Source organism: Streptomyces recifensis, from assembly GCF_002154615.1.
In the GTDB taxonomy this organism is placed as follows: Bacteria; Actinomycetota; Actinomycetes; order Streptomycetales; family Streptomycetaceae; genus Streptomyces; species Streptomyces griseoluteus.
In genome coordinates, this window is sequence record NZ_MUNH01000464.1 from 1 (window position 1) to 9,299 (window position 9,299).

General features: G+C 71.2%; 9 protein-coding genes and 1 pseudogene. 3 read left to right on the forward strand and 7 right to left on the reverse strand.

Annotated elements, in window-relative coordinates; genetic code table 11:
- On the reverse strand, positions 1-341 hold a 341-nt coding region (locus tag CCN33_RS22840; protein ID WP_086695395.1), incomplete at its 3' end, for a MerR family transcriptional regulator.
- Positions 342-396: 55 nt separating this feature from the next.
- On the opposite strand from CCN33_RS22840, the gene CCN33_RS22845 reads away from it, so the two are divergent.
- Complete coding sequence (locus CCN33_RS22845; protein WP_086695396.1) at positions 397-1,473, forward strand: alkene reductase; 1,077 nt, start codon at positions 397-399, stop codon at positions 1,471-1,473.
- A 25-nt stretch (positions 1,474-1,498) separates the two neighbouring features.
- Here CCN33_RS22845 and CCN33_RS22850 read toward each other — a convergent pair whose 3' ends face one another.
- The 3 genes from CCN33_RS22850 to CCN33_RS22860 are packed head-to-tail and all read right to left on the reverse strand — an operon-like array spanning position 1,499 to position 4,345.
- Positions 1,499-2,677, reverse strand: a complete 1,179-nt coding sequence (locus CCN33_RS22850) for a dipeptidase (protein ID WP_086695397.1) — start codon at positions 2,675-2,677, stop codon at positions 1,499-1,501.
- 10 nt (positions 2,678-2,687) lie between these two features.
- Positions 2,688-3,209 (reverse strand): 5-(carboxyamino)imidazole ribonucleotide mutase, encoded by a 522-nt coding sequence (purE, locus tag CCN33_RS22855; protein WP_086695398.1) that lies wholly within the window; start codon positions 3,207-3,209, stop codon positions 2,688-2,690.
- Positions 3,206-4,345 carry a 5-(carboxyamino)imidazole ribonucleotide synthase gene (locus tag CCN33_RS22860; RefSeq protein WP_167387922.1) on the reverse strand — a complete coding sequence of 380 codons (1,140 nt, stop codon included), beginning with the start codon at positions 4,343-4,345 and terminating at the stop codon, positions 3,206-3,208. The genes purE and CCN33_RS22860 overlap by 4 nt, the downstream gene beginning before the upstream one ends.
- A 196-nt stretch (positions 4,346-4,541) precedes the next feature.
- Between CCN33_RS22860 and CCN33_RS22865 the strand changes: the two genes are divergently transcribed.
- The gene (locus CCN33_RS22865; RefSeq protein WP_086695400.1) at positions 4,542-5,027 is read left to right on the forward strand and encodes a GtrA family protein; all 486 of its coding nucleotides are present in this window, start codon (positions 4,542-4,544) and stop codon (positions 5,025-5,027) included.
- Here the strand turns inward: CCN33_RS22865 and CCN33_RS22870 are convergent.
- A complete protein-coding gene (locus CCN33_RS22870; RefSeq protein WP_086695401.1) occupies positions 5,024-6,289 on the reverse strand; it encodes an ATP-binding protein in 1,266 nt (421 codons plus the stop codon). The genes CCN33_RS22865 and CCN33_RS22870 overlap by 4 nt on opposite strands.
- A 140-nt stretch (positions 6,290-6,429) precedes the next feature.
- A complete protein-coding gene (locus CCN33_RS22875) occupies positions 6,430-7,107 on the reverse strand; it encodes a response regulator transcription factor (protein ID WP_030814361.1) in 678 nt (225 codons plus the stop codon).
- 495 nt (positions 7,108-7,602) lie between these two features.
- Here CCN33_RS22875 and CCN33_RS22880 point away from each other — a divergent pair, with 495 nt between their 5' ends.
- A complete protein-coding gene (locus CCN33_RS22880; protein WP_086695402.1) occupies positions 7,603-9,108 on the forward strand; it encodes a peptide MFS transporter in 1,506 nt (501 codons plus the stop codon).
- A gap of 80 nt (positions 9,109-9,188) precedes the next feature.
- Here the strand turns inward: CCN33_RS22880 and CCN33_RS22885 are convergent.
- Positions 9,189-9,299, reverse strand: a pseudogene (locus CCN33_RS22885) (ATP-binding protein); the annotation flags it as partial.

A 9,299-nucleotide genomic window follows, 5' to 3' on the forward strand; every position in this document is an offset into this window, starting at 1 on the left:
TCGATGACCTCGTCCAGCGTGTCCCTGGTGCGGTGGAGGTCGGCGATCAGGCGGTCTATGCGGGTGCGTTCCTCGGTGAGATCGGCCAGAAGGCGGGGGGTGGCCTGGGCGGAGGGGCCGCCGTCCTGGTCGCGCATGCAGGGGAGGAGGTGGCGGATGCGGTCGCTGTGGAGGCCGGCCGCGTACAACTCCTGGATGCGGACCACCCGGTCGACGGCGGCCTCCGGGAACTCCCGGTGGCCGCCCGCCGTGCGCTCGGCCGCGAGCAGCCCCCGGCTCTCGTAGTAGCGCAGCGACCGCTCGCTCACGCCGGTGCGCCGGGCCAGTTCACCGATCCGCATGCGCGCCTCCCCGGGGCTTGAACCTGACATCGGTGTCAGCTTCTACCGTACGGCCATGACGGACTTCCTGGCCCCGGCCCGGCTCGGCCAACTCACCCTCCCTCACCACCTGTTGATGGCCCCACTCACCCGCAACCGCGCGGAGGCGGACGGCACCCCGACCTCGCTCATGGCGGAGTACTACGCCCAGCGCGCCTCCGCCGGGCTCATCATCGGCGAGGCCGCGACGCCGAACGCGGTCGGCCAGACGTACCCGGACATCGCCGCGCTGCACACCGACCGGCACACCGACGGCTGGCGCAAGGTCACCGAGGCGGTGCGGGCGGCCGGCGGGCACATGTTCCTCCAGCTCCAGCACGGCGGCCGGGTCAGCCACCCGGCGACGACCGGGCTGACCCCCGTGGCGCCCTCGGCCGTACCCCTCCCTGAGACGATCTTCACCCGGCAGGGGCAGCTGCCCGCCCCCGTGCCGCGCGCGATGACGCCCGACGACATCAGCGCCACCGTCGCGGACTTCGCCTCCGCCGCCCGGCGGGCCGTCGACGCCGGGTTCGAGGGCGTGGAGGTGCACTCGGCCAACGGGCATCTGCTGCACCAGTTCCTCGCCGGGAACACCAACCGCCGCACCGACGCCTACGGCGGCCCGCCCGAGCGGCGGGTGCGCTTCACCGTGGAGGTGACCGAGGCGGTGGCCGGTGCGATCGGTGCCGGGCGGACCGGCGTACGGATCTCGCCGGGCGGCACGGTCAACGGCATCCAGGAGGACGACACCGCCGCCCTGTACCCCGCCCTCGTGCACCGGCTGCGCGACCTGGGCCTCGCCTATCTGCACGTGGTCCGCGCCGACCCCGGTGACGAGCTGTACCGACGGCTGCGCGCCGACTGGCCGGGCACCCTGATCGGCAACCCGGTGCTGACCGACCTCACCACCGGGGCGGTGGCACGGGCGGCGCGGGGGATGCTGGCCTCCGGCGCGGATCTCGTCGCCCTCGGCCGCCCCTACATCGCCAACCCGGACCTGGTGGCCCGGCTGCGCCGGGGCGCCCCGCTCAACCCGCTCCGCGAGCGGTATCTCATGTACGTGGGCGGGGCGGACGGCTACACCGACTACCCCGCCCTCGCGGACCGCTAGGGCCTCTCGTTCGGATCTTGCCGGGCTAGCCGTCCAGCGACTCGATCGTCGCGTGCGACGCCGGGCGGGCGGCGCGCTGCTCGCGGGCGACGTCCTCGGCGGCGCCCAGGACCCGGACCGCGTTCTGCCAGGTCAGCTTGGCGAGGTCCGGCTTGGACCAGCCGCGCTCCAGCAGCTCCGCGATCAGGTTCGGATAGCCGGAGACGTCGTTCAGGCCGTCCGGGGTGAAGGCGGTGCCGTCGTAGTCGCCGCCGATGCCGAGGTGGTCGATCCCGGCGACCTCGCGCATGTGGTCGAGGTGGTCGGCGACCGTGGAGACGGTGGCGACCGGACGCGGGTGGCGCTCCTCGAACTCCCGGTGGACCCTCATGCCCTCCTCGGTGGTGTCGAGGTGGTGCAGACCGTGCGCGCGCATGTTGTCGTCCGCGGCGGCCGTCCAGTCCACGGCGGCCTGGAGGACGAACTTCGGCACGAAGGTCACCATCGCCATGCCGCCGTTGGCCGGCAGCCTCTCCAGCACGTCGTCCGGGATGTTGCGCGGGTGGTCGCAGACGGCACGCGAGGAGGAGTGCGAGAAGATCACCGGCGCGGAGGTGGTGTCCAGCGCGTCCCGCATCGTCGTCGCCGCGACGTGGGAGAGGTCGACCAGCATGCCGAGCCGGTTCATCTCGCGGACGACCTCACGGCCGAACGCGGTCAGCCCCCCGGCCTTCGGCTCATCGGTCGCGGAGTCCGCCCAGTCGACGTTGTCGTTGTGGGTGAGCGTCATGTACCGCACGCCCAGCGCGTACAACCCCCGCAGCGTGCCGAGAGAGTTGGCGATGGAGTGGCCGCCCTCGGCCCCCATCAGCGAGGCGATCCGGCCGGAGGCGCGGGCCGCCTCCATGTCGGCCGCCGTCAGCGCGGGCGCCAGCTCGGCCGGGTACCGCTCGATCAGCCGCGTCACACAGTCGATCTGCTCCAGCGTGGCCGGCACCGCGTCCGGCAGGTCCGACCGCACGTACACGGACCAGTACTGCGCCCCCACGCCGCCCGCGCGCAGCCGCGGCAGGTCGGTGTGCAGATGCGCGCCCTGGTCGCCGGCGATGTCCCGCGCGCCCAGGTCGTAGGCGACCTGCTCCCGCAGCGCCCACGGCAGGTCGTTGTGCCCGTCGACGACGGGGAACTCCCGCAGCAGCGCGCCGGCCTCGTCCAGCGAAGTCATCCGGGCCCGCCTACTTCCCGAATCCGAAGCCGGCCGAGCCCTCGACCTTGGCGCGCAGGCGCTTGCCCTTCTCGGTGGCCTGGTCGTTGAGGTCCTGCTGGAAGTCGCGCATCCGCTGGAGCAGGTCCTCGTCGTGCGCGGCGAGCATGCGGGCGGCCAGGAGACCGGCGTTGCGGGCGCCGCCGACGGAGACGGTGGCCACGGGCACACCGGCCGGCATCTGGACGATGGAGAGCAGCGAGTCCATGCCGTCGAGGTACTTCAGCGGCACCGGCACGCCGATGACCGGCAGCGGCGTCACCGAGGCGAGCATGCCGGGCAGATGGGCCGCGCCGCCCGCGCCCGCGATGATGGCCTTCAGCCCCCGGTCGGCCGCGTGCTCCCCGTACGCGACCATCTCGCGCGGCATCCGGTGCGCGGAGACGACGTCCACCTCGTACGGGATCTCGAACTCGTCGAGGGCCTTGGCGGCGGCCTCCATGACGGGCCAGTCGGAGTCCGACCCCATGACGATGCCAACTACGGGGCTCATTCGGTGATCGTGCCTCTCAGGTAGCCGGCTGCGTGACGGGCGCGCTCCAGCACGTCGTCCAGGTCGTCGCCGTAGGTGTTGACGTGCCCCACCTTGCGGCCGGGTTTGACGTCCTTGCCATACATGTGGATCTTGAGCTGCGGGTCGCGGGCCATGCAGTGGAGGTACGCGGAGTACATGTCCGGGTAGTCGCCGCCGAGCACGTTGACCATGACCGTCCAGGGCGCGCGCGGGCGCGGGTCGCCGAGGGGGAGGTCGAGGACCGCGCGGACGTGGTTGGCGAACTGCGAGGTGATCGCGCCGTCCATCGACCAGTGGCCGGAATTGTGCGGCCGCATCGCCAGCTCGTTGACGAGGACACGGCCGTCACGGGTCTCGAACAGCTCCACCGCGAGGTGCCCGACGACACCCAGCTCCTTGGCGATGTTCAGCGCCATCTCCTCGGCCCGCAGCGCGAGGGACTCGTCCAGGTCCGGCGCGGGCGCGATCACGGTGTCGCAGACCCCGGCGACCTGCCGGGACTCCACCACCGGGTAGGCGACGGCCTGGCCGTGCGGGGAGCGGACGACGTTGGCGGCCAGCTCGCGTACGTAGTCGACCTTCTCCTCGGCCAGCACCGGCACGCCCGCCCGGAAGGGCTCGGCGGCCTCGGCCTCGGAGTCGACGACCCACACGCCCTTGCCGTCGTAGCCGCCGCGCACCGTCTTCAGGACGACGGGGAAGCCCTCGCCCTCGGCGGCGAACGCGGCCACGTCGGCCGGGTCGCGCACGATGCGGTGGCGCGGGCAGGGCACGCCGATCTCCGTGAGCTTCGCGCGCATCACGCCCTTGTCCTGGGCGTGCACGAGCGCGTCGGGCCCCGGCCGGACGGGGATGCCGTCCGCCTCCAGGGCCTTGAGGTGCTCGGTCGGCACGTGCTCGTGATCGAAGGTGATCACGTCACAGCCGCGCGCGAACTCACGCAGCGTGTCGAGGTCGCGGTAGTCGCCGATGACGACATCGCTCACGACCTGCGCCGCGGAATCCTGTGGAGTGTCACTGAGGAGCTTGAACCTGATGCCCAACGGGATGCCCGCTTCGTGCGTCATGCGCGCGAGCTGCCCCCCGCCGACCATGCCGACTACCGGGAACGTCACACCCCTAGCGTATCGGCCGCGCGGACCGGCGCCGACGGCCGCCGTCCCGGCCCGCCGGACGCGCATCTCTTACCCGGCCCTTGTCCGCCTCTTGCCGACCCGTTTCCCGGCCGGGGCCCGGCGCGCGGGCATGGGAGGGATCGCGTGGATAGCATGGCGGGGTCGAGAAGAACCTATGGACGGGAGCTGCACAGCCATGGAACGTCGTTCCTCGGGGCTGCAACGGCTCGCCCGTGAGGTGGCCAAGTTCGGCGCGGTCGGAGGAGCCGGGGTCCTGGTCAACCTCGGCGTGTTCAACCTGGTCCGGCACGTGTCCGACCTGCCCGTGGTCCGGGCCAGCATCATCGCCACCATCGTGGCCATCGTCTTCAACTACCTGGGCTTCCGCTACTGGACGTACCGGGACCGCGACAGGGGCGGCCGCCCCCGCGAGCTGATGCTGTTCCTGGTGTTCAGCGTGATCGGCCTGGTCATCGAGAACGGGGTGCTGTACCTCGCCACCTACGGGTTCGGCTGGGACACCCCGCTGCAGAGCAACGTCTTCAAGTTCGTCGGCATCGGCGTGGCCACGCTGTTCCGCTTCTGGTCGTACCGCACCTGGGTCTTCCGTGCCCTGCCCAGCGAGCCGGGCAGGGAGCCGGTGGCCCGGCACGCGCCGGACAACACCGAGCGGGTCCGCTAGCGGACCGTCGCCTCCCCGCCCTTGTGGGTGGGGGCGGTGCGGGACAGGAACAGGCCGAACACCGGCGGGTGCGTCTGGAGCAGCTCCAGGCGGCCGCCGTCGGCCTCGGCGAGGTCGCGGGCGACGGCGAGGCCGATGCCGGTGGAGTTGCGGCCGCTGATGGTCCGCTCGAAGATCCGCGCGCCGAGGTCGGCGGGGACGCCGGGGCCCTCGTCGGTGACCTCGATCACGGCCTGGTTGCCGGTGACGCGGGTGCGCAGGGCGACCGTGCCGCCGCCGTGCATCAGTGAGTTCTCGATCAGCGCGGCCAGCACCTGCGCGACCGCGCCGGGCGTGCCGACCGCGGTCAGGTGCCGCTTGCCCGAGCTGACGATGGCCCGGCCCGCGCTGCGGTAGGCCGGGCGCCACTCGGCGAGCTGCTGCTGGATGACCTCGTCGAGGTCGAAGGTGACGGCGGAGCCGGTACGGGGGTCGCGCGAGTTGGTCAGCAGCCGCTCCACCACGTCGGTCAGCCGCTCCACCTGCGCCAGCGCGATCGTCGCCTCCTCCTTCACCGTGTCCGGGTCGTCGGTGAGGGTGATCTCCTCCAGCCGCATGGACAGCGCGGTCAGCGGCGTACGGAGCTGGTGCGAGGCGTCGGCGGCCAGGCGCCGCTCGGCGGTCAGCATGCGGCCGATCCGCTCGGCGGAGGAGTCCAGCACATCGGCGACCCGGTCCAGCTCGGGGACGCCGTACCGCTTGTGCCGGGGGCGGGGGTCGCCGGAGCCGAGGCGTTCGGCGGTCTCGGCGAGGTCGGTGAGCGGGGAGGCGAGCCGGTTGGCCTGGCGTACGGCGAGCAGCACGGCGGCGATCACGGCGAGCAGGGCGACCAGGGCGATGATCAGCAGGGTGCGGCCGACCTCACGGGTCACGGCGGAGCGGGGCTCCTGCACGGTGACGGTCTCGCCCTCCTCGCCGGATTGCGTGGAGTGGATGACGTCACCCTCGGGCCTGCTGCCGATCTCGATCGGGGCCCGGCCGGGCATCTTGATCACCGCGTACTGGGTCTTGCTAACCGGGTTGCGCAGCACGTCGGCGTTGACGTTCTCGGCGGCGAGGATGCGGCTGTCCACGATGCTGGCCAGCCGCACCGCCTCGGACTCCACCCGCTCCTGCGCGCTGTTGCTGATCGTCCGGGTCTCCACGATCACCAGGGAGACCCCGAACACGGCGATCACCACCAGCACGACGGCAAGCGTGGACTGAATAAGACGACGACGCACAGGGTCCCTCCGGGAAGACTAAGGACCACCAGTCTCCCCCGGCCCGGCGCGGCACCCTAAGGGGCACGGGGAACCGCCCGACCGGCCACGGCGCGAGGTCGGCCGCCGACGCCCCCGCAGCCCCGCCCGGAAGGCGGGACTCAGCTCTTCTCGAACCGGAAGCCCACTCCACGCACAGTGGCGATGTAGCGCGGGTTCGCCGCGTCGTCGCCCAGCTTCTTCCGCAGCCACGAGATGTGCATGTCCAGCGTCTTGGTGGAGGACCACCACGTGGTGTCCCACACCTCCCGCATCAGCTGATCCCGCGTGACCACGCGGCCGGCGTCCCGCACCAGCACCCGCAGCAGATCGAACTCCTTGGCCGTGAGCTGGAGTTCCTCCTCGCCCATCCACGCCCGGTGCGACTCGACGTCGATCCGCACACCGTGGGTGGCCGGCGGCTGCTGGGGCTCGGCCGAGCCGCGCCGCAGCAGCGCCCGGACCCGGGCCAGCAGCTCGGCGAGCCGGAAGGGCTTGGTGACGTAGTCGTCGGCGCCCGCGTCGAGCCCGACGACGGTGTCCACCTCGTCGGCGCGCGCGGTCAGGATGAGGATCGGCACGGTGTGGCCGTCGGCACGCAGCCGGCGGGCGACCTCCAGGCCGTCCATGCCGGGCAGGCCCAGGTCCAGCACGACGAGATCGACCCCGCCCTGCAGTCCGGCGTCGAGCGCGCTGGGTCCGTCCTCGCGCACCTCGACCTCGTAACCTTCCCGGCGCAGGGCGCGGGCCAGCGGCTCCGAGATGGACGCGTCGTCCTCGGCGAGCAGTACACGGGTCATGAGCTGATGGTAGACCGCCCGCGCGTGAGGCCGGGGCGTGGTCGGCAGCAGTGCTCTTACCTTTGTACCCTGCTGGTACAAACCAATGACGGTGCGATGCGATGGTGGAAGACACCTTGGAAACAGGTCGCGCGGTTCCCACGATCCCTGTGATCCGCGTCTCAAGTCCTTCCATATCCGGCAGTGTCCTGCCGTATGGTGACCTGAACGCCTGTAGCACACCGGGGGCCTTTTGGCGGGCACATGACGCCAAAGGTCTCCCTTTCTGTGCGGGCTGACTCCGCTCAGCCTTGAAAGGAATGACCTCTGGCCGGGCTCCGTACGCAGTGACGCGTAGGAGCGTGGATCCCGGTGGTCGCCGTCCTCCGCCTTCGATGCCTTCGATGCGGGAACCCCCAGGGCGTGGGGGCGGACGTCCGACCCTGCCGGTGCCGGCCGCACCCCCCACCGGGCGCGCAGCGCTCCATCGCGCGTCCCGACCAGCAAGGAACGACCATGGCGTCCAGCCTGACGAAGGACTCGGTCCGTCCGGAGACCCCGGGCACCGACAAGACCTTCTTCGGCCACCCCCGCGGCTTGGCCACTCTCTTCATGACCGAGATGTGGGAGCGGTTCTCCTACTACGGCATGAGGGCCCTGCTCCCGCTGTACCTGGTCGCTCCGGGCGGCCTGCACCTGAGCGCCGGCACGGCGACGGCGATCTACTCGGTGTACCTGTCGCTCGTGTACCTGCTCGCCCTGCCGGGCGGCTGGGTCGCGGACCGCCTGCTCGGTCCCCGCAAGACGGTGGCCGTCTCCGGTCTGATCATCATGCTCGGCCACCTGTGCCTGGCCCTGCCCGTGGCCGCGAGCTTCTACGTCGGCCTGGTGCTGGTCGCCATCGGCTCGGGTTTGCTGAAGGCCAACATCTCCACGATGGTCGGCCACCTGTACAAGGGCGTGGACGACCCGCGCCGGGACGGTGGCTTCACCGTCTTCTACATCGGCATCAACCTGGGCGCCTTCATCGCTCCGCTGGCCATCGGCACGGTGGGCGAGAACGTGAACTGGCACCTCGGCTTCGCGCTGGCCGCGCTCGGCATGGCGCTCGGCCTGGTCCAGTACCTGCTGGGCGGCCGTCACCTCGCGGCGCAGAGCAACGAGGTCCCGACCCCGCTGTCCGCCGAGGAGAAGAAGGCCACGCTGCGCAAGGGCCTGATCTGGCTCGGCATCGCCGTGGTCTTCTACGCCCTGGTGGGCGGCACCGGCCACTTCACGCTGAACTGGGCGCTGATCCCGCTCACGGTCATCGGTCTGATCGTGCCGATCCTGGTGATCGCCCGGATCTACCGCGACAAGGACCTGGAGCCCGCCGAGCGCTCGAAGGTCTCCGCGTACATCTGGTTCTTCGTCGCCGCCGCCGTGTTCTGGATGATCTACGACCAGGGTGGTTCCACCCTGTCGCTGTTCGCCGACAGCTCGGCCAAGAACACCATCGCGGGCTGGAAGTTCCCGGTCTCCTGGTACCAGTCGGTCAACCCGATCATGATCATGGCGCTGGCCCCGGTCTTCGCCTGGCTGTGGCTGTGGCTGAACCGCCGCGGCAAGGAGCCGAGCACGATCGTGAAGTTCAGCTCCGGTCTGGTCCTGGTCGGCGCGTCCTTCTTCCTCTTCCTCGCTCCGCTGTCGATCGCCGAGGGCGGTCACAAGGCCGCGGCGATGTGGCTGGTGGCGATCTACTTCGTGCAGACCGTCGGTGAGCTGGCGCTGTCGCCGGTGGGCCTGTCGGTTACCACGAAGATGGCGCCGAAGAAGTACGCCTCGCAGATGATGGGCGTCTGGTTCCTCGCGGTCACCGCGGGCGACTCGATCACCGCCCTGCTGTCGAACCCGGCCGTGGGCGGGGTGAACCTCGACAAGATGGGCTTCGTCGCCCTGGAGGCGATCCTGGCCGTGGTCGCCGGTGTCGCGGTCTGGATGTACCGCAAGAAGGTCAAGGCGCTGATGGGCAGCGTCAACTGACCTGACCCCGCTCCGCCGGACACACGAAGGGCCCCGCATCGAGGATGCGGGGCCCTTCGCCGTTCTCGGTGAGCCCGGTGCTAGGCGGGGGCGGCCAGTTCCGCCCAGACCGTCTTGCCGGAGCCGTCGGGGGTGCGTACGACGCCCCAGTCCAGGCTCAGGCGCTGCACGATGAACATGCCGTGGCCGCC